Below are 18763 nucleotides of genomic sequence, written 5' to 3' on the forward strand. Positions count from 1 at the left end.
CCTCATTCCCCACTCAGCCCAGCGCGCGGGTGCTGTAGGCCTCGGTGCGGTAGGGGAATGCCACCTCTGCGCGATCCTTCAAGGCCGGATGGGTGGCAATCAACTCCCGCAGTTGCTCGGCGACCCGCTGCTTCTGCTCGTCCGGCAACGCGGCAATGAAACTGACCGAGAGGATGCGCGCGACGATCACCTGTTCCGGTGGGCCGATGTGCTGGTGGCTGAACTCACGCAGACGCAGCGGTGCGAACCGCGCCCCAGCGAAGGCCCGACGCCATTCGCCAGTGTGGAAGCGTGGCGTGCTGCCCTCGTAGCGCTCGACGATGCGCGTCACCTCGGCCACCCAGTCTACCCGCTCGTCACGCACGTTCCAGACCAGACCGAGACGCCCACCCGGACGCAGCACCCGATGGATTTCGGTCAGCGACCGCCCATCAGCGAACCAGTGGAAGGCCTGGGCGCAGGTCAGCGCATCCAGGCTCCCCGCGACCAGGGGGATCGCCTGGGCGGTGCCATTGAGCGCCCTCACCGCAGGCAGAGTCGCGCTCAGTTGCTCGCGCATCGCTGCCACCGGCTCGATCGCTGTGACCTGCGCGCCCGTACGCTGCAGCAAGGCGGTGAACTTGCCGGTGCCCGCGCCAAGGTCGACCACCTCCTTGCCCGGACCGATCTCCAGTTCCTCGCCGAGCCATCCTACCAGCGCCTCCGGATAGTCCGGGCGCCCATGGGCATAGGCTTTCGCTTCGCGGGCATAACCCTCCCGCGCACTGCCATGTACATCCGTCATCGCGCCTCCAGAGCCTGCCGGCCCGAGCACAAGCGCTCAGCGGAACCGACAGGCCTTGCCATCGAGATAACTACGGTAGCAGCTGAGCAGGCGCGCAGCCTTGATCCGGCAACGTTTCTGCCGGCATTCGCTGGAAAACTGGAAGCGGCCACCATCGGGATCGGGCAACTGGATGCGGATCGCCGGCCAGCCCTTCTTCGGCGCCTTCTCCGGCGTGCTGAGCACGCGGTTCTCGTTCTCCACCAGTGCAGCGCCAGCCTCGGCGTAGTCGAAGACGAACAGCAGGGTGCGCGAAGTCTTCAGCGTGCATTCCTGGTGGGTCAGGCAGTTCTGCGCGTCCGCCGGCAGATCCACTGGCGGTTTGGGTGGCGGCGCTGGAGGTTGCGCCGGGCGCAGCGAACAGCCGGCCAGCAGTGCCAGCGACAGGGCGGCGAGCCCGGCACGCAGCATCGACATGCCATCAATCTCCTTCTGGCGGATACGAAAGAGCCCCGCAATGCGGGGCTCTTGGCGAGCAGGCCGGGATCAGTTGACCTTCGCTTCCAGCTCACCCTTGGCGTAGCGCTGGAACATGCCTTCCAGGGAGATCGGCTTGATCTTGGAGGCGTGGCCGGCGGTGCCGAAGGCTTCGTAGCGGGCAATGCAGACGTCGCGCATGGCTTCGACGGTCTTGGCGAAGTACTTGCGCGGGTCGAACTCGCTCGGGTTCTTCGCCAGGAAGCGACGGATGGCGCCAGTGGAGGCCAGGCGCAGGTCGGTGTCGATGTTCACCTTGCGCACGCCGTACTTGATGCCTTCGACGATTTCCTCGACCGGAACGCCGTAGGTTTCCGGAATTTCGCCGCCGAATTCGTTGATGATCGCCAGCCAGTCCTGCGGGACGGAGGACGAACCGTGCATCACCAGGTGGGTGCCCGGAATGCGCGCGTGGATCGCCTTGATGCGGTCGATGGCAAGGATGTCGCCGGTCGGCGGCTTGGTGAACTTGTAGGCGCCGTGGCTGGTGCCGATGGCAATCGCCAGGGCGTCGACCTGGGTCTTCTTCACGAAGTCGGCGGCTTCTTCCGGATCGGTCAGCAGCTGGCTGTGGTCCAGCACGCCTTCGGCGCCAACACCGTCTTCTTCGCCGGCCATGCCGGTTTCCAGGGAGCCCAGGCAGCCCAGCTCACCTTCAACGGACACGCCGCAGGCATGGGCGAAGGCAACGGTCTGCTGGGTTACGCGGACGTTGTACTCGTAGTCGGCCGGGGTCTTGCCGTCTTCCTTCAGCGAACCGTCCATCATCACCGAGCTGAAGCCCAGCTGGATGGAGCGCTGGCAGACGTCAGGGCTGGTGCCGTGGTCCTGGTGCATGCACACCGGGATATGCGGGAATTCTTCGATGGCCGCGAGGATCAGGTGGCGCAGGAAGGGCGCACCGGCGTATTTGCGAGCGCCGGCGGAGGCCTGCACGATCACCGGGGAGTCGGTCTTGTCGGCCGCTTCCATGATGGCGCGCATCTGCTCGAGGTTGTTGACGTTGAAGGCCGGAACGCCGTAGCCGAACTCGGCGGCGTGATCCAGCATTTGGCGCATGCTGATGAGTGCCATGGTTTTCGCTTCTCCCAGAAGTCGGGCTCGTTCAGTTATTCAAAAGCCTGCCCCAGGGGCAGGCGGTGTTCAAGTATCCAGGCCGCGGCCGGGACAGTCGGCGCGTCAGCGCGCCTTGCAACCTCGGCCGATGAGATCGTTGCTTTCGACCCAGTAGATCAGTCCCTGCTCGCCGGTAATGCTGAATCCGACCAGTCCGTCACTATAGAAAGCGCCAGCACCGCCGGGTTCCTCCTCCAGGTGATGAACCACGTCATCCTCGCCCAGGCGCAGGTCGACTACAGACTTGCTGACATCCACGTAACGCCAGATGACTTCGGCCTGGCTATCGCAGGTCCAGCGATTCCAGCCGGCCTCTTTGCCGCCGGCACCATCGGACGGATGGCTGGAGCATCCGGCGACCAGTGACAGCGCGAGGGCCGGGACAACATAACGCAGCATCGGGCAACTCTCCCTTCAGGCGGCATACCCGCCGAGCATCCAATGTGCCAGCTTGCCCGGCCCACAACAGGAACGCCAGCGCCGCCCACGATCACCCGAGGGCGGCGCTGTACGGATGGGAGCGAGTCGACTGATCGATTCGCTACCGTCGGCTAAGGCCTCAGGCCTTGGCGCGCTGCTCCAGTACTTCGACGGCCGGCAGGACCTTGCCCTCGACGAATTCGAGGAAGGCGCCGCCACCGGTGGAAATGTAGGAGATCTGCTCGCCAATGCCGTACTTGTCGATGGCGGCCAGGGTGTCGCCACCGCCGGCGATGGAGAACGCCGGGCTTTCGGCGATCGCCTTGGCCAGGGTCTTGGTGCCTTCGCCAAACTGGTCGAACTCGAACACCCCCACCGGGCCGTTCCACAGGATGGTCTTGGAGGTCTTCAGCAGCTCGGCGAACTGGGCGGCGGTCTTCGGGCCGATGTCCAGAATCATGTCGTCGTCGGCCACGTCAGCGATGTCCTTGACGGTAGCAACGGCGGTCTCGGCGAACTCCTTGGCAACCACCACGTCCACCGGCAACGGCACGCTGACCTTGGCGGCGATGGCCTTGGCGGTGTCGACCAGGTCGGCTTCGTACAGCGACTTGCCGACCTTGTGGCCCGCCGCGGCGAGGAAGGTGTTAGCGATGCCGCCACCGACGATCAGTTGGTCGCAGATCTGCGCCAGGCTGTTGAGCACGTCGAGCTTGGTCGAAACCTTGGAGCCGGCAACGATGGCAGCCATCGGGCGCGCCGGGTTGCCCAGGGCCTTGCCCAGGGCTTCCAGTTCGGCGGCCAGCAGCGGGCCGGCGGCGGCAACCTTGGCGAACTTGGCTACGCCGTGGGTCGAACCCTCGGCGCGGTGGGCGGTGCCGAAGGCGTCCATGACGAACACGTCGCACAGGGCGGCGTATTTCTGCGCCAGTTCGTCGGCGTTCTTCTTCTCGCCCTTGTTGAAGCGCACGTTCTCGAACAGCACGACTTCACCGGCCTTCACGTCGACGCCGCCCAGGTAGTCCCTGACCAGCGGCACGGCGCGGCCCAGGGCCTTGGACAGGTAGTCGGCGACCGGCTGCAGGCTGTTCTCTTCGGAGTATTCGCCTTCGGTCGGGCGGCCCAGGTGCGAGCAGACCATCACCGCCGCGCCCTTCTCCAGGGCCAGCTTGATGGTCGGCAGCGAGGCCAGGATGCGCGCGTCGCTCTTGACCACACCGTCCTTCACCGGAACGTTGAGGTCTTCGCGGATCAGTACGCGCTTACCTTGGAGGTCGAGGTCGGTCATCTTCAACACGGTCATGACAGTCAGTCCTGTTGGGGCTGTTTGATTAACGTTCGGTAGCGGCGACGCGCAGGTAGTGGCCTGCGGTGTCGAGCATGCGGTTGGCGAACCCCCACTCGTTATCGAACCAGGCCAGCACGTTCACCAGGCGGGGGCCGGAAACGCGGGTCTGGCTGCCATCGACGATGGCCGAGTGCGGGTCATGGTTGAAATCGCAGCTAGCGTGGGGCAGCTCTGTGTACGCCAGCAGGCCTTTCAGCGGGCCTTCGGTGGCGGCCTGGCGCAGCACCCGGTTGATCTCCTCGGCGGTGGTATCGCGAGAGACCTGCAAGGTGATGTCCAGGGCCGAGACGTTCACCGTCGGCACCCGAATGGCTTTGGCCTGGATTCGCCCGGCGAGTTCCGGCAGCAGGCGTTCGATGCCACGCGCCAGACCAGTGGACACTGGAATCACCGACTGGAAGGCCGAGCGCGTGCGGCGCAGGTCTTCATGGTGGTAGGCATCGATCACCGGCTGGTCGTTCATCGCCGAGTGGATGGTGGTGATCGAGACGTACTCGATGCCCAGCGCTTCGTTCAGCAGCTTGAGCAGCGGCACGCTGCAGTTGGTGGTGCAGGAGGCGTTGGACACCAGCTTCTCGGTACCGGTCAGGCCCTGCTGGTTGATGCCGAAGACCACCGTGGCGTCGATGTCCGTCTCGCTGGCCATGGGCTGGGAGAACAGCACGCGCGGCGCGCCGGCAGCCAGGAAGCGCTCGCCATCGGCACGGGTGTGGTAGACGCCGGAGCACTCCAGCACCAGGTCAACGTCCAGCGCGCGCCAGTCGATGGCCTCGGGCGTCGCTTCGCGGACCACCTTCACGCAGTCGCCGCCGACGTGCAGGCAGCCGTCGTCCACGCTCACCTCGCCGGGGAAGCGGCCGTGGGTGGAGTCGAAGCGGGTCAGGTATTCCAGGCTGGCCAGGTCCGCCAGGTCATTCAGGGCGACGATGGAGAAATCAGCCTTGGCGCGGCGCTCGTGCAGGGCACGGAACACGCAGCGGCCGATACGGCCGTAGCCGTTGAGGGCAACTCGGTAAGGGCGCTTGGACATTGTTATCCCTTGTCGATCTTCGTAGGAGCGAGCTTGCTCGCGAACCGAGCAAAACCCTTCGCGAGCAAGCTCGCTCCTACAAGAGCCGGATCAGGCGTCGAGCAGCTCGGCGGCCACTTCCAGCAGGTTATCGACGGTGAAGCCGAAGTGCTCGAAGAGGGCGGCGGCCGGAGCCGACTCGCCGAAGGTGGTCATGCCGATCACGCGGCCTTCCAGGCCCACGTACTTGTACCAGTAGTCGGCGTGGGCAGCTTCGATGGCGATGCGCGCGCCGACCTGCACCGGCAGTACGGCCTGCTTGTAGCCGGCGTCCTGCTGGTCGAACACGCTGGTGGACGGCATGGAGACCACGCGCACCTTGCGGCCTTCGGCGCTGAGCTTGTCGAACGCCTGCACGGCCAGGCCGACTTCCGAGCCGGTGGCGATCAGGATCAGCTCCGGCTCGCCGTCGCAGTCCTTGAGCACGTAGCCACCACGGGCCACGTCGGCCAGCTGGGCGGCGTCACGGGCCTGGTGCGGCAGGTTCTGGCGGGAGAACACCAGGGCGGACGGGCCGTCGGCGCGCTCGATGGCGTACTTCCAGGCCACCGCGGATTCCACGGCATCGGCCGGACGCCAGGTGTCCAGGTTCGGAGTCAGGCGCAGGCTGGCCAACTGCTCGATCGGCTGGTGGGTCGGGCCGTCTTCGCCCAGACCGATGGAGTCGTGGGTGAACACGTACAGCACGCGCTGCTTCATCAGGGCGGACATGCGCACCGCGTTGCGGGCGTATTCCATGAAGATCAGGAAGGTCGCGCCGTAGGGGATGAAGCCACCGTGCAGGGCCACGCCGTTCATGATGGCGCTCATGCCGAACTCGCGCACGCCATAGAACATGTAGTTGCCGCTGGCGTCATCGGCGCTCACGCCCTTGCAGCCCTTCCACAGGGTCAGGTTGGAGCCGGCCAGGTCAGCCGAACCGCCAAGGAATTCCGGCAGCAGCGGGCCGAAGGCGTTCAGCGCGTTCTGGCTGGCCTTGCGGCTGGCGATGGTTTCGCCCTTGCTGGCGACTTCGGCGACGTAGGCGGCGGCCTTCTCGGCGAAATCGGCCGGCAGCTCACCGGCGATGCGGCGCAGGAACTCGGCAGCCAGTTCCGGATGCGCGGCCTGGTAGGCGGCGAAGCGCTGGTTCCACTCGTTCTCGTGGCTGGCGCCGGCTTCCTTGGCGCTCCACTCGGCGTAGATCTCGGCCGGGACTTCGAACGGGCCGTGGTTCCAGCCCAGCGCGGCGCGGGTGGCGGCGATTTCGTCGTTGCCCAGCGGAGCGCCGTGGCACTCTTCCTTGCCCTGCTTGTTCGGCGAGCCGAAGCCGATCACAGTCTTGCAGCAGATCAGGGTCGGGGCGTCGCTTTTGCGAGCGGTGTCGATGGCGGTCTTGATCTCGTCGGCATCATGGCCGTCGACGTTGCGGATCACCTGCCAGCCGTAGGCTTCGAAGCGCTTCGGGGTGTCGTCGGTGAACCAACCCTCGACTTCGCCATCAATGGAGATGCCATTGTCGTCGTAGAAGGCGATCAGCTTGTTCAGGCGCAGGGTGCCGGCCAGCGAAGCCACCTCGTGGGAGATGCCTTCCATCATGCAGCCGTCGCCCAGGAAGGCGTAGGTGAAGTGGTCGACGATGGTGTGGCCGTCGCGGTTGAACTGCGCGCCCAGTACCTTCTCGGCCAGCGCCATGCCCACGGCGTTGGCGATACCCTGGCCCAGCGGACCGGTGGTGGTCTCGACGCCGGCGGTGTAGCCGTATTCCGGGTGGCCCGGAGTACGCGAGTTGAGCTGGCGGAAGTTCTTCAGGTCGTCGACGGTGACGTCGTAGCCGGTCAGGTGCAGCAGCGAATAGATCAGCATCGAGCCGTGGCCGTTGGACAGCACGAAGCGGTCGCGGTCGGCCCACTGCGGGTTGCTCGGGTTGTGCTTGAGGTAGTCGCGCCAGAGCACTTCGGCGATATCCGCCATGCCCATGGGGGCGCCGGGATGGCCGCTGTTGGCTTTCTGGACGGCGTCCATGCTCAGTGCGCGGATGGCATTGGCTCGCTCACGACGGCTGGGCATCGCTGAATCTCCTGCGGGGGCTGCTTCGAAAGTTCGAAGGGATGAAAAAGGCCAGCATTTTCGCCCAGCCAGGCCCCGCGGGGCAATGACAGATCGGCAGAAGCCTGATGCAAAGCAGCCGGCCGGGGCGGCCAACTGATCAAAAACCGCTCATCCGCCAATATCAAAACTTTTTGATACAGCTATTGCCCACCCTGTAGCCCGCGACTAGACTGCGCGACCTATGAGTCTGCGCCTGCCCGAAATCCGCCACGACGACTGCGACCAGCTGGCTGCCCTGTGCAAGGCTGGTGGCGATCCGCTGCGGCTGAACGTGCTGCGCGCCTTGGCCAACGACTCGTTCGGCGTGCTGGAGCTTGCACATATCTTCGGCGTCCGCCAGTCGGGCATGAGCCACCACCTGAAGGTGCTGGCCCAGGCCGGGCTGGTCGCCACGCGGCGCGAAGGCAACGCGATCTTCTATCGCCGCGCCCTGCCCCAGGCCGACAGCCTTGGCGGCACGCTGCACGCCGCGCTGCTCGACGAGGTCGACAGCCTGGTGCTGCCGGAGGACGTCAGTGCGCGCATCGTCGGTGTGCATGCCCAGCGTGCCGCTGTGAGCCGCACCTACTTCGCCCGTAGCGCGGAGAAGTTCCAGGCCACGCAGGACCTGATCGCAGGACTGCCGCAATACCGCGAAAGCGTGCTGGCGCTGCTCGATGCACTGAGCTTCGCCCCCGGCGCCACGGCGCTGGAAGTCGGCCCCGGCGACGGTGGATTCCTCCCCGAGCTGGCCCGGCGCTTCGACGAGGTCACCGCGCTGGACAACAGCGAGGCGATGCTCGACATGGCGCGGCAACGCTGCGCCAGCGAAGGTTTGAACAACGTCCGGCTACGGCTGGCCGACGCCCTGCAGGACGCCGATGACGCGGCGGACTGCGTGGTACTGAACATGGTGCTGCATCACTTCGCCGCACCGGCGGAGGCCCTGAAGCAGCTGGCGCACCTGGTGAAGCCCGGTGGCAGCCTGCTGGTGACGGAGCTCTGCAGCCACGACCAGAGTTGGGCCCGCGAGGCCTGCGGTGATCTGTGGCTTGGGTTCGAACAGGAAGACCTGGCCCGTTGGGCCGATTCCGCGGGGCTCGCGCCCGGCGAAAGTGTGTACATCGGTTTACGTAATGGCTTTCAGATCCAGGTGCGGCACTTCGCCAAACCGGATTCGCGAAGCGTCCTCACCCACCGGTAAATGATAGGAACCGTTAGATGAGCGAATACTCTGTTTTCACCTCTGAGTCCGTCTCCGAAGGCCATCCCGACAAGATCGCGGACCAGATCTCCGATGCGGTGCTCGACGCCATCATCGCCAAGGACAAATACGCCCGCGTGGCCTGCGAAACCCTGGTGAAGACCGGTGTCGCGATCATCGCCGGCGAAGTCACCACCTCCGCCTGGGTCGACCTGGAAGAGCTGGTGCGCAAGGTCATCATCGACATCGGCTACAACAGCTCCGACGTCGGCTTCGACGGCGCCACCTGCGGCGTGCTGAACATCATCGGCAAGCAGTCGGTGGACATCAACCAGGGCGTGGACCGCGCCAAGCCTGAAGACCAGGGCGCCGGCGACCAGGGCCTGATGTTCGGCTACGCCAGCAACGAAACCGACGTGCTGATGCCCGCGCCGATCTGCTTCTCCCACCGTCTGGTGGAGCGCCAGGCCGAAGCCCGCAAGTCTGGCCTGCTGCCGTGGCTGCGTCCGGACGCCAAGTCCCAGGTCACCTGCCGCTACGAGAACGGCAAGGTGGTCGGCATCGACGCCATCGTGCTGTCCACCCAGCACAACCCGGAAGTCAGCTACAAGGACCTGCGCGAAGGCGTGATGGAGCTGATCATCAAGCACGTCCTGCCGGCCGAACTGCTGCACAAGGACACCCAGTTCCACATCAACCCGACCGGCAACTTCGTGATCGGCGGCCCGGTGGGCGACTGCGGCCTGACCGGCCGCAAGATCATCGTCGACTCCTACGGCGGCATGGCCCGTCACGGCGGCGGCGCCTTCTCCGGCAAGGACCCGTCCAAGGTGGACCGTTCCGCTGCCTACGCCGGCCGCTACGTGGCCAAGAACATCGTTGCCGCAGGCCTGGCCGAGCGTTGCGAGATCCAGGTGTCCTACGCCATCGGCGTGGCCCAGCCGACCTCCATCTCGATCAACACCTTCGGCACCGGCAAGATCAGCGACGAGAAGATCGTCCAGCTGGTTCGCGAGCACTTCGACCTGCGTCCGTACGCGATCACCAAGATGCTCGACCTGCTGCACCCGATGTATCAGCCGACCGCGGCCTATGGCCACTTCGGCCGCAACCCGTTCGAAATGACCTACGGCGACGACACCTTCACCGCCTTCACCTGGGAGCGCACCGACAAGGCTGCCGCCCTGCGTGACGCTGCCGGCCTGTAAGGTCCGTCTTCGGAAAAGCCCCGCCTCGGCGGGGCTTTTTCGTTTCTGGCGTCCGACACAGCGCGCCGAATAATCCGCGCCCTCTTCGGCATCGTCTCCCTCGTGCGGTCTCTAGGCTGACGGTCTCCCCGCAGCACGGACGCTCGCCATGCCACGCCTGATCCTCGCCCTACTGCTCTGCCTGCCTCTGGCCACCCTCGGCTGCCCGCAATGGACGCCCGAACAGGCCGCCAGTGAAGTACAGGCCCTGCAGACCCAACTGGCACAGTGGGACGACGCCTATCACCGTCAGGGAAACTCCCCCGTCGCCGATGAGCTGTATGACCAGGCACGCGAACGGCTGCGGGAATGGCAGTCCTGCTTTCCGCAGATCCCAACGGCCGCCGATGCGCCCCTGGCCAGCAGCGCCGGTGAAGCCCGTCACCCGGTCGTCCATACCGGCCTCGACAAGCTCCCGGATGCCGCCGCCGTGCGCGGGTGGCTGACGAACCGCAGCGACCTATGGGTGCAACCCAAGGTCGACGGCGTCGCAGTCACCCTGGTCTATCAAGATGGGCGGCTGCACCAGGCGATCAGCCGTGGCAATGGCATCGCGGGGCAGGACTGGACGGCCAACGCACGACAGATTCCCGCGATTCCCCAGCAGTTGCCCGGCGAGCGCGGCCGCCTGGTGCTGCAAGGCGAGCTCTACTGGCGTCTGCCGCAGCACGTGCAGGAGCGTCAGGGTGGACTGGGTGCACGCGGGAAAGCCGCCGGACTGATGGCGCGTACCTCGCTCGGCGGCGAAGGCGAGCGGATCGGCCTGTTCGTCTGGGAGCTACCGGAGGGCCCGCTGGACATGCCGGAGCGCCTGCAACGTCTACGGCAACTGGGCTTTTCCGACAGCGCCGATCTGACGAAGCCTGTCGCCAGATTCAGCGAGATCGAAGCCTGGCGCGAAGGCTGGTACCGCCAGCCACTGCCCTTCGCCAGCGATGGCATCGTCATCCGCCAGGGCCGGCGCCCGCCGGGCAGGAGCTGGAGCGCACAGACACCGGGCTGGGCAGTCGCCTGGAAATACCCCCATCAGCAGGCGCTGGCCGAAGTCCGCCGGGTCGAATTCAAGGTCGGGCGCAGCGGCCGGGTAACGCCCGTGCTGCACCTGGCACCGGTGGAGCTGGACGGGCGCACCCTCCAGCGCGTCAGCGTCGGCTCCCTGAAGCGCTGGCGCAGCCTCGACATCCGGCCAGGCGACCAGGTTGCCATCGCCCTCGCCGGCCTGACCATTCCACGTCTGGACGGTGTGGTCTGGCGCTCGCTCTCGCGCAGCGACGTTGCAGCGCCAGCGGATGGGCAGTACGGCGCCCTGACCTGCTGGCAACCGACGGAGGGCTGCGAAGAGCAGTTTCTAGCTCGACTGGAATGGCTGGGCGGCAAACAGGGACTCGCGCTTTCCGGCGTGGGGCCGGGCACCTGGCGGCGCCTGCACGAAGCCGAACTGCTACCGGGTATGCTCGACTGGCTGGAGTTGACGCCCGATCAGCTGTCGCAGGTGTCTGGCCTGGGCGAGCGCAGCGCGGCGAAGCTGCACCAGCAGTTCCAACTGGCCCGCCAGCGCTCATTCAGCACCTGGTTGCGTGCGCTCGGTGCGCCCTCTGTCGACGCCTTGCCGCCGGGAGAGGGCTGGACCGCCCTGGCCGCCCGCAGTGCGGAGCAATGGCAGGCGCAACCGGGCATCGGCAAGGTGCGCGCCGTCCAGCTGGAAAGCTTCTTCAACGCGCCGGACGTCATGCAGCTGCGGCAACGACTGCATGACGTCGGCATCGCCGGTTTCTGACGGCCTCAACGCATCCGGAACGCTTCCTGATGGAAGCGGTTGCGCGGCATGCCCTGGCGGCGCAAATCACGCTGCAGCAGTTCGGCCAGCCCCTGCGGGCCGCAGAACCAGACGCTCGGCCAGCGCCCCTGGGGGCCGGGCTGCAGTTCGAGATCACTCGCCTGCAGGCGACCTTCGCTCTCGCTGTAGTGGATGCGCAGGTCGATGCGCGGCAGCCCACCGCACAGGTCACGCAGGCGCCCCGCGTAGATCGCGTCCGAGGGGGCACGCACGCAGTACAGCAACGTCACCTCCGGGCAGTCCTCGGGCTTGCCCTGCAAGGACTCCAGCCAGGCGAGGAACGGCGTGATGCCGATCCCGCCTGCAATCCACACCTGGCGCTCCCCCTTGTCGCGGCGGAAGTCGAAGCGGCCGTAGGGCCCTTCCACTTTCACCGGGTCGCCGACCCTCAGGCTGTCCTGCAAGCGCTGCGTATAGTCGCCCAGCGCCTTGATGCTGAAGCGCACCTCGCCGTTGCCGAGGTCGGCGGACGACAGGGTGAAGGGATGCTGTCCTTCCAGGCGATCGCAAGTCAGGAAGGCAAATTGTCCGGCACGATGCCGCCAGCGCCCCTGCAGCTTGCAGGTGACCTCAAGCATCCGCTCGCCGGGCCGCTCGACCGCCACCACGACACCCTCATGGGTGCGCTTGCGGCCAATCCGCCCGCTCAGCGACCAGAGCGCGCAAAGGCTGCCCACGGCCGCACAGACCGCCACCAGCCAGCCGATCGGCTGCGCCCAGTAACCCGCCGGCGCCAGCACCACGGCGTGGAAGGCCAGCACCAGGTAAACGACCGCAAGGGTTTTGTGCACGTAGCGCCACAGGTGGTAGGGGAAGCGCTGCCAGAGCGTGATCACCAGCATGGCCGCCAGCAGCCAGGCCGACCATTCGCCCAGGTCCTTGGCCGAGCCACGGAAGACGTCGAGGAAGGTCTCCACCCGCGGCCCCTTGGCCGGCTTGGTGAAGAACTCCGCGAGCAGCGGCCCGCCCAGCTCCAGCAGGTAGTGCAACAGACCGAGCACGATGGCGAGGATGCCCGCCCACTTGTGCGCCTGGTACATGCGGTCCAAGCCATCCAGCGGCCGCTCCAGCCAGGCGGGGCGCACCGCCAGCAACATGATCAGCGACATCAGGGCGAAGGCCGCGACGCCGGTGAACAGGATGGCCTGCTTGCGGACGACCCAGACGTCCAGGGTGGCCGGAGGGTCGATCAGCAAAGCCAGGCCGAAGACCGCCGCGACGGCGGCCAGGATGATCCAGATGAGTTTCATGGAGGTCCTCCCAGACTGCTTTTCCAAGCGAAAACTGAAGGATTCCTCTGAATCATCCCTTAATTTCGTGCGGGATCTATCCCATGACTGGCCATGCCATGACTCAAGTCAAGGGCTGGGCAATCCAGGCAAGCCGCGCGCAGAATGAACACCCCCGGATGCTCCGTGACCGACCATGCGCCTGCGTATCCTCTCCGACCTTCACCACGAACACTTCCCAGGTGGCCGCGTGCTGCCGGATGCGGCTGCCGATGTGGTGATCCTCGCCGGCGACATCCACGAGCACCTGCAGGGGCTGCACTGGGCGCGCGAGGCGTTTCCCGATACCGAGATCGTCTATGTCGCCGGCAACCACGAGTTCTACCACTCCGACCTGCCGGAGCTGACCCAGGCCATGCGCAACCTGGCCCGCGCGCTGGAAATCCACTTCCTGGAGAACGATGCCGTCGTGCTGGGCGATGTGCGCGTGCTCGGCGCAACCCTGTGGACCGACTTCCAGCTCTATGGCGAACGCGGCGCGGAGCTTGCCGTCGAACAGGCGCTGCAACTGATGCCGGACTTCCGTTGCGTGGACTATCTCACCCAGCCGTTCACACCGGAAATGAGCCGAGACCTTTGCGAAGCCTCCTGCGAATGGCTGACGGCCGAATTGGCGCAGCCTTTCACCGGACGCACCGTGGTGGTCACCCACCACGCCCCCTGCGGCCGTTCGATTCCCGAGCCCTATGTCGGCGACAGCCTGTCGCCAGCCTTCGCCTCGAACCTCGAATCGCTGGTGAAGCGCTGCGATTTGTGGGTGCACGGGCATGTCCACGAGCGCCAGGACTACCACATCGGCAATGCCCGGGTGGTGGCCAATCCCGGCGCCTATCCGGGCGAGGACAGCGGCTTCGACCCCTGCTGGGTGATCGACCTCTGAGCCTCAGCGCGGCAGTTCGCTGAAGAACCGCCAGATCTCCGCCGGGCCGTCCAGATCCGGGTCCGCCAGCCCCAGCAGGCGCGGCGGGCGATACACCGGTTGTGACAGCAGGTGCCCGCCGCCGTGCACCGTCACCAGCTCCACCGGTGCCGCGCCAGTCACGTTCCAGCGTTGCCGCTCCGTCCAGATCGGCCCGACCGAGGTCAACCGGTCCTGGGTTGGCTGGCCGCTCTGGCCGTTACGTCGTGCCAGCGCCAGCGCGGATTCCTCCGCGGACAGCACTCGCCCCCGGTTGCCGAAGCCGAACAGCGTCACCACGCCGCCTGTGTAGGGATTGATCGGGTCGCGCGTGCCATTCATCAGCAAGGTTGCCTTGGGCTGCTGGGCGGGCTGACAGGCATCGTTGTCCGCGCTCGGCAAACTGGCAGCGATGGCGGCCACGCCATCGACCTTGTCGGCGGCTTCGGCCGCCATGCGCAGCGCCATCTGCCCGCCATTGGAATAACCGGCGATGAAGACGCGCGCGGGATCGACACCACGTTGGCGCTGCAGGCGCTCGATCATCGTTGAAAGGAAACCGACGTCATCGATATTCAGGCGACGCGCGCTGTAGGTGGCGGCCTTGCGGCAGTCATTCCAGTGCCCCTCGACGCCATCGGGATAGAGCACCAGGAAGCCCTCGCGGTCTGCCAGGGCATCGAAGCGATAGCCACTGTCACGACGCATTCGCTCGCCATTGCTCATGGAGCCGTGCAACACCACCAGCAAGGCCGGCCGCTCGGCGAGCTGCCGCGGCGCATAGAGCACGTAGCTGCGCCGCCGCTCAGCGAGGCGGATCGAGGAGTCCTCGCTGGTCCCACTCAGCGTCGGTCGTTGCCGCAGTTCCCCCGGCAGGTACCACCAGACTCCCACCAGCAGCAACATCACGAGCAACAGGATGAGTCCCTGCACGACGCGAATTGCGATACGCATGGCGTCTCTCCTCGCCCGCTCCACGGGCTTCGTGAACGTCGGCCTTGGTCCAGGACAACACGCGCGGCGCCACTCCATGACAAACTCTAGCCGTCACATTCGAACGTCTTAGTCTTTGGTAACCCAGGAATCCGAAAATGTTCCGAAGCTCTGTCCTGATGGCCGCCCTCCTCACCCTCGGCTGCACTACGCCGCTGCTGGCTGCCGAAGCCCTGACCGGCTGCGCCGCCAAGCAGGACGCCATCGAACGCCAGCTCGAAGAGGCCAAGGCCCACGGCAACGACAACCGGGTCGCCGGTCTGCAGACGGCGCTGGAGAAGGTGAAAACCTACTGCACCGACGCCGGCCTGACGCAGGAGCGCAAGCAACGGGTGCTGGATGCGGAGCAGGAGGTCAGCCGGCGCGAGAAGGACCTGCGCAAGGCGATGGACAAAGGCGATGCGCAGAAGATCGAGAAGCGCAAGAACAAGCTGGCCGAGGCCCGCGCCGAGCTGGAGCAGGCCAAGCGCGAACTGGAGGAGTGATGCGTACGGGCGCGGTTGTAGGCCGTTGCACCCCGCCCCGTCGTCAGCTCCGGAGCTGAGTTCGGAGCGTTCCGGGACCAAGGCCAAACGGCGTATAACGTTGAACGTTACACGCCCTACGTTCCGGATATTCGCAGGACCCAGTCAGCGCTCCGCAGGGTAATCCGACCCTGGTCCGGGTTCGCGAGCAAGCTCGCTCCTACAGGGGCGCGCCGTGCTTTTCGTAGGAGCGAGCTTGCTCGCGAACCGCACGGCACGGCACGGCACCGAGCGCGAATCAGGCGCGCCCGCTATCGACTCAGAGCGCGCGGAATTTCTTGTGGCAGGCTTCGCAGGCGTCTTCCACCGCGGCGAAGTCCTTGCGCACGCCCTCGGGCGTCGGCGCGGCATTGCGGGTGTTCTCGCCCAGGGCTCGGACGGCCTGCTGGAAGGTCTTGGCGTCGGCCTGGAACTCCAACTGGCGCTGCCAGATTTCCGCCTTGGCGCGGGTATCCTCGTTTTCCACCTGATCAGCCGGCGGCTGGGTGCTGGGGAAGTATTGCCAGGGCTTGTCCGCCAGCTCGCCCAGCTTGGTCGAGCCTGCGCGGAACTTGTCCGCATCGAAGGGGATGCGACCGCGCAGCATGCCGCCCATGTCCTCACTGGTCTTGAGCATCTCCTTGAACACCACCTGGCGCTTGGCCTCCGGCGAGTTGGGATCCAGGCGATGGCAACCGGCGAGCGCCGTGCCGGCGAGCAGCAGAACGAGCAGGGTCTTCAGCTTCATGGGAGAACTCTTGTAGGACGGCGAAACACGGAAGCGCCGGATTATCCGCCCCGATTTCCGAATGATCCAGAGCATGGGGAAGCGGCTGCGGCTATCCGCCGCAGCCGCCTGGATTTCGTTCAGCCGCCGTTCAGCCACCCATCAGAGCTTCATCACCAGCATCCCCGCCAGCACCAGACTGCACGCCGCCAGGCGCGGCAAGCCGAAGGGCTCCTTGAGGAAGCGCATGCCGAACAGTACCACCAGCAGCACGCTGGTCTCGCGCAGGGCCGCGGCCTCGGCGATGGAGCCCAGTTGCATGGCCCAGAGCACCAGCCCGTAGCTGAGCAGGACACAGAGACCGACGCTGATACCGAGCTTCCAGTCGTTGATCCAGAATTTGGCGAAAGCGCGGGTGCGGCCGACCATGGCCATCACCGGGAACGGCAGGCCGGAGAGCAGCGACAGCCAGACCAGGTAGTCCAGCGGACGTGGCCAGAGTTTCAGCGCGTTGCCGTCGATCCAGGTGTAGCTGCCGATGCACAGCCCCATCAGCAACACGGTGGGATAGGCGATCCAGGGCAGCTTCGAACCGCCGCCGCCCTTGAGCAGGAACAGCATGCCCAGCGGGATCAGCAGGATGCCGAGGATCTGCTTGCCGGTCAGGTGCTCGCCGCCGAAATACAGGGTCAGCGCCAGCACCACCAGCGGCGAGAGGCCGCGCATCAGCGGATAGACCAGCCCCAGGTCGCCGACCTTGTAGGCCTGGATCAGCAACACCCGGTAGACCAGCTGCAACGACACGGCGGCCAGCAGCCAGGGCCAGACCTCGGCGGGCGGAATCGCGATCCAGGGCAGCAGGGCCAGCGCGGCGCCCAGGCCGACCATGTCCATGCAGGCGACCACCAGCAGGCGGTCGTTGCTGAATTTGACGAGGGTGTTCCAGGTGGCGTGCAGCAGGGCGGCCAGCAGCACCAGGGTAGTGGCGAGCACGGAATGACTCCTGGTATATACCAGATCGATTCTACCCTGAGCGCCCCTACCGCCGGCAAGCGCCCGCGCTTTCGGACATTTCCCGCTGCGTACTCGGCCGGAACTGGCCTAGACTGGGCATTTCCGCCTGCACGAGCCCTTGCCATGCCACGTCTGATCAAGTTCCTGACCTGCTACATCCTCGTCACCCTGCTCTCCGGCTGCGGCTACAACGCCATGCAGGCCGGCGACGAACAGGTGAAGGCCGCCTGGTCGGAAGTCCTCAACCAGTACCAGCGCCGCGCCGACCTGGTGCCCAACCTGGTCAGCACCGTGAAGGGCTACGCCGCCCACGAAGCCAGCGTGCTGACCCAGGTGACCGAGGCCCGCGCCAAGGTCGGCAGCACCACGCTCAATGCCGATCAGTTGGGCGACGAAGCGGCGGTCAGGCGCTTCCAGCAGGCCCAGGGCGAGCTCAGCTCGGCGCTCTCACGCCTGCTGGTGGTCTCCGAGAACTACCCACAACTCAAGGCCGACGGCCTGTTCAAGGACCTGCTGACCCAGCTCGAAGGCACCGAGAACCGCATCACCGTCGCCCGCGGCCGCTATGTGAAAGCCGTGCAGGCGTACAACGTGCTGATCCGCCAGTTCCCGGAGGTCATCACCGCGAAAGTGCTCGGCTACCAGCCCAAGGCCAACTTCAGCGTGGAGAACGAAGCCGCCATCTCTACCGCGCCTAAAGTCGACTTCGGCAACGCCCCGGCGCAGCCCGCACAATGATCCTGGCGCGCGGGCTGCTGGCCGCCCTGCTGCTGTGCTGGGCGGCCCTGTTGCAGGCCACGCCAGTCGCCATCCCGCCGCTCAGCGCGCGCGTCACCGACCTCACCCAGACCCTCGACGCGAGCCAGCGCACTCAGCTCGAAAGCCAGCTCGCTGGCCTGGAGCAACGCAACGGCGCGCAGATCGCCGTGCTGCTGATTCCCTCCACCGGCGAGGACAGCATCGAGGATTACGCGGTACGCGCTTTCGAGCAGTGGAAGCTGGGCCGCAAAGGTGTGGATGATGGTGTGCTGCTGGTGATCGCCAAGAACGACCGCACGCTGCGCATCGAAGTTGGCTACGGGCTGGAAGGCACCATCACTGACGTGCAGGCCGGACGGATCATTCGCGAACAGATCGTCCCCTTCTTCCAGAAAGGCGACTTCGCAGGAGGCGTCCAGGCCGGCGTGAACAGCCTGGTCGCCCTGATCGAACCTCCGGCCAACGCTGCCGCACCGGACAGCACCGATGACGAGCTGCCGCGCACCGGCCCTGCCGAGAACTACAGCGATACCTACTCCAACCGCAATGCCGCGGCCAGCGAGGAAATCCCGCCCACGCGCCTGGCGGCGATGTTCGGCCTGCTGATCGGCGTACCGCTGCTGGGCATGCTGCTGCCGGTGTCGTGGATGCGCCAGCGCAGCATGGGCCGTTATCTGCTGTGCAGCGCCGTAGTGGGTGCGGCGGCCTCCGGCGTGCTGCTGCTCAGCGAGGCGAACCCCGCGGCGCTGCAACAGCAGATGATCGGCGCCTTCTCGATCCCGCTGGTGCTGTACATCTTCTTCCTGCCGCCGATGTGGCTGACCATGGGCGTGCTGCAGCTGCTGATGAGCATCCTCAGCTCCATCGGCCGAGGTGGTCGCGGTGGCGGTGGAGGGGGCGGCGGCTTTCGGGGCGGCGGTGGTTCCAGCGGCGGCGGCGGTACCTCCGGCCGCTGGTAACGACCGCTGA

At 66.2% G+C, this 18763-nt stretch carries 18 protein-coding genes; 7 read left to right on the forward strand and 11 right to left on the reverse strand.

The genetic code is table 11. From position 1 onward, the window contains the following. Positions 1 to 13 precede the first annotated feature (13 nt). The 7 genes from SD196_RS24960 to tkt form a co-directional block, all read right to left on the reverse strand. Positions 14 to 784 carry a class I SAM-dependent methyltransferase gene (locus SD196_RS24960; protein ID WP_275608994.1) on the reverse strand — a complete coding sequence of 257 codons (771 nt, stop codon included), beginning with the start codon at positions 782 to 784 and terminating at the stop codon, positions 14 to 16. Between the two features lie 36 nt (positions 785 to 820). Next, positions 821 to 1240: a hypothetical protein gene (locus tag SD196_RS24965; RefSeq protein ID WP_331317877.1), complete on the reverse strand. Its 420-nt coding sequence runs from the start codon at positions 1238 to 1240 to the stop codon at positions 821 to 823. Positions 1241 to 1309: 69 nt separating this feature from the next. Beyond that, a complete protein-coding gene (gene fba, locus SD196_RS24970) occupies positions 1310 to 2374 on the reverse strand; it encodes a class II fructose-bisphosphate aldolase (RefSeq protein WP_152226796.1) in 1065 nt (354 codons plus the stop codon). Positions 2375 to 2479: 105 nt separating this feature from the next. Then, a complete protein-coding gene (locus tag SD196_RS24975) occupies positions 2480 to 2815 on the reverse strand; it encodes an MliC family protein (protein ID WP_275608996.1) in 336 nt (111 codons plus the stop codon). Positions 2816 to 2975: 160 nt separating this feature from the next. Next, positions 2976 to 4139 (reverse strand): phosphoglycerate kinase, encoded by a 1164-nt coding sequence (locus SD196_RS24980; RefSeq protein ID WP_275608997.1) that lies wholly within the window; start codon positions 4137 to 4139, stop codon positions 2976 to 2978. Between the two features lie 28 nt (positions 4140 to 4167). Next, on the reverse strand, positions 4168 to 5214 hold the full coding sequence (epd, locus tag SD196_RS24985; protein ID WP_343576617.1) for an erythrose-4-phosphate dehydrogenase: 1047 nt from the start codon (positions 5212 to 5214) through the stop codon (positions 4168 to 4170). Positions 5215 to 5304: 90 nt separating this feature from the next. Beyond that, on the reverse strand, positions 5305 to 7302 hold the full coding sequence (gene tkt, locus SD196_RS24990; protein ID WP_343576614.1) for a transketolase: 1998 nt from the start codon (positions 7300 to 7302) through the stop codon (positions 5305 to 5307). 223 nt (positions 7303 to 7525) lie between these two features. Here tkt and SD196_RS24995 point away from each other — a divergent pair, with 223 nt between their 5' ends. The 3 genes from SD196_RS24995 (at position 7526) to ligB (ending at position 11551) form a co-directional block, all read left to right on the forward strand. Continuing rightward, on the forward strand, positions 7526 to 8527 hold the full coding sequence (locus SD196_RS24995) for a metalloregulator ArsR/SmtB family transcription factor (protein ID WP_343576611.1): 1002 nt from the start codon (positions 7526 to 7528) through the stop codon (positions 8525 to 8527). 17 nt (positions 8528 to 8544) lie between these two features. After that, positions 8545 to 9735, forward strand: coding sequence for a methionine adenosyltransferase (gene metK, locus SD196_RS25000; protein ID WP_275609001.1), 1191 nt, complete (start codon positions 8545 to 8547; stop codon positions 9733 to 9735). Positions 9736 to 9883: 148 nt separating this feature from the next. Continuing rightward, positions 9884 to 11551 (forward strand): NAD-dependent DNA ligase LigB, encoded by a 1668-nt coding sequence (ligB, locus tag SD196_RS25005; protein ID WP_343576607.1) that lies wholly within the window; start codon positions 9884 to 9886, stop codon positions 11549 to 11551. Positions 11552 to 11556: 5 nt separating this feature from the next. Here ligB and SD196_RS25010 read toward each other — a convergent pair whose 3' ends face one another. Then, positions 11557 to 12861, reverse strand: a complete 1305-nt coding sequence (locus SD196_RS25010; protein ID WP_343576605.1) for a ferric reductase-like transmembrane domain-containing protein — start codon at positions 12859 to 12861, stop codon at positions 11557 to 11559. Positions 12862 to 13036: 175 nt separating this feature from the next. Between SD196_RS25010 and SD196_RS25015 the strand changes: the two genes are divergently transcribed. Continuing rightward, complete coding sequence (locus tag SD196_RS25015; RefSeq protein WP_343576602.1) at positions 13037 to 13780, forward strand: metallophosphoesterase family protein; 744 nt, start codon at positions 13037 to 13039, stop codon at positions 13778 to 13780. Between the two features lie 3 nt (positions 13781 to 13783). Here SD196_RS25015 and SD196_RS25020 read toward each other — a convergent pair whose 3' ends face one another. After that, the gene (locus tag SD196_RS25020) at positions 13784 to 14752 is read right to left on the reverse strand and encodes an alpha/beta hydrolase family esterase (protein ID WP_275609005.1); all 969 of its coding nucleotides are present in this window, start codon (positions 14750 to 14752) and stop codon (positions 13784 to 13786) included. 137 nt (positions 14753 to 14889) lie between these two features. Here SD196_RS25020 and SD196_RS25025 point away from each other — a divergent pair, with 137 nt between their 5' ends. Then, complete coding sequence (locus SD196_RS25025; RefSeq protein WP_275609006.1) at positions 14890 to 15276, forward strand: DUF1090 domain-containing protein; 387 nt, start codon at positions 14890 to 14892, stop codon at positions 15274 to 15276. A gap of 298 nt (positions 15277 to 15574) precedes the next feature. Here SD196_RS25025 and SD196_RS25030 read toward each other — a convergent pair whose 3' ends face one another. Together SD196_RS25030 and SD196_RS25035 are read right to left on the reverse strand one after the other, a co-directional pair. After that, on the reverse strand, positions 15575 to 16042 hold the full coding sequence (locus SD196_RS25030; RefSeq protein ID WP_275609007.1) for a c-type cytochrome: 468 nt from the start codon (positions 16040 to 16042) through the stop codon (positions 15575 to 15577). A 141-nt stretch (positions 16043 to 16183) separates the two neighbouring features. Then, the gene (locus SD196_RS25035) at positions 16184 to 17014 is read right to left on the reverse strand and encodes an EamA family transporter (protein ID WP_275609008.1); all 831 of its coding nucleotides are present in this window, start codon (positions 17012 to 17014) and stop codon (positions 16184 to 16186) included. Between the two features lie 144 nt (positions 17015 to 17158). On the opposite strand from SD196_RS25035, the gene SD196_RS25040 reads away from it, so the two are divergent. Beyond that, on the forward strand, positions 17159 to 17773 hold the full coding sequence (locus SD196_RS25040; protein ID WP_275609009.1) for a LemA family protein: 615 nt from the start codon (positions 17159 to 17161) through the stop codon (positions 17771 to 17773). Beyond that, positions 17770 to 18753 carry a TPM domain-containing protein gene (locus SD196_RS25045; protein ID WP_416310796.1) on the forward strand — a complete coding sequence of 328 codons (984 nt, stop codon included), beginning with the start codon at positions 17770 to 17772 and terminating at the stop codon, positions 18751 to 18753. Before SD196_RS25040 ends, SD196_RS25045 begins: the two co-directional genes overlap by 4 nt. Positions 18754 to 18763: the final 10 nt, after the last annotated feature.

Source organism: Pseudomonas macauensis, from assembly GCF_047902425.1.
GTDB lineage: Bacteria > Pseudomonadota > Gammaproteobacteria > Pseudomonadales > Pseudomonadaceae > Pseudomonas.